Genomic DNA, 1,428 nt, shown 5'->3' with positions numbered 1-1,428 from the left:
GGAGTCTCAATGAAGTTGTCAAGCCGGGAGCGCGACCGGTGGAGCGGGGGTGAATATCCGATGGTCGCGCAGCAACGCCCACAGCACCGAGACTCGCCGCCGGGCCAGGGCGATGACCGCTTGCACGTGCAGGCAGCCCTCGCCGCGTTTCTTGAGGTAGAAGTCCCGGTTGGGTCCGTCGCGGATGATGCTGGTCTGTGCCGAGAGGTAGAACACCCTGCGCAGCCGGCGGCTGTAGCGTTTGGGGCGGTGCAGGTTCCCGCTCCGGCGGCCGGAGTCTCGCGGGACCGGCACCAGCCCGGCTGCCGAGGCCAGGTGTCCGGCATCGGTGTAGGACCCCAGATCGCCCGCGGCGACGACCAGCTCGGCTCCCAGGATCGGTCCGATCCCGGGCATCGACTCGATGACCTGGGCGTGTGGGTGGGTGCGGAAGGTTTCCCGGATCTGGGTCTCGAGGCGTTTGATCCGGTCGTCGAGGTCCAGGATCGCTCGTGCGAGCTCGGCCACGATCTGCGCGGCCACGGCTTCGCCGGGCAGTGTGGTGTGTTGGGCGGCCGCGGCAGTGATCGCGGTGGCCGCGACCGTCTCGGCCGATCGGACACCGCGGTTGGTCAGCCATGCGGTCAGCCGGGTGTGGCCGCGGCGGCGGATCGCGGCCGGGGTCTGAACCCCGGTGAGCAGGATCAACGCCCCTTTGTGGGCGCTGTAGTCGAAGGCGCGTTCCAGTGCGGGGAACACCCCGGTCAGCACATCGCGCAGTCGGTTGATCATGCGGACCCGGTCGGCGACCAGGTCGGCGCGGTGCGCGGTCAGCAGGGCGAGGTCGGCGGCCAGCTGCGCGGACACGTCGATGGTCGCGAAATCGTTTCTGTGTCTAGATGTCTCAGCGATGACATAGGCGTCTTTGGCGTCGGTCTTGCCTTCCCCTCGGTAGGCGCCCGCCATGCGGTTGACGGTGCGCCCGGGCACATAGACCGCACCGATGCCGTGGGCGGCGAGCAGGGCCAACAGCAGCGCCGAGGCGGTACCGGAGATATCGACGGCGAAGGACACCTCCTGGGCCAGGGCGAGGATCTCACCCAATGCGGTCAGGATCGCGGCCTCGTCGTTGTCGATCTTCTTCGACCACAGGATGGCCCCGGTGTCGTCGACGACCGCTGCCCAATGGTGGCCTTTACCGGCATCGACACCGGCCCACGCTCGGGCCCGTGGTGGGGTCACCGCACACTCCTCGCTCGCTACGGCACAGGTTCGGTCCGAGGAGCACCCCGCTGTCGTCTCCGTAATCAGCGACCACGTATCGCGCGCATATCTCAATCAGCAGCCAGGGCACCCCGGAGGGCCGGACGGCCACTCCTTGAAAGCCACTACAGGCAAGAACCGATCAGCCACATCCGACCCTCCTGGGCCGCCTGACAACTTACGGAG

The 1,428-nt window shown here is 68.0% G+C and carries 1 protein-coding gene; it reads right to left on the bottom strand.

What is annotated here, in order from left to right; translation table 11 throughout:
• Positions 1-18: 18 nt before the first annotated feature.
• Positions 19-1,221 carry an IS110 family transposase gene (locus tag ACFUUZ_RS31680; protein WP_378702720.1) on the bottom strand — a complete coding sequence of 401 codons (1,203 nt, stop codon included), beginning with the start codon at positions 1,219-1,221 and terminating at the stop codon, positions 19-21.
• Between the last annotated feature and the right edge of the window lie 207 nt (positions 1,222-1,428).

The organism is Nocardia sp. NPDC057353 (assembly GCF_042667085.1).
Lineage (GTDB): Bacteria > Actinomycetota > Actinomycetes > Mycobacteriales > Mycobacteriaceae > Nocardia.
This window is presented reverse-complemented; position numbering and strand designations above follow the sequence as displayed.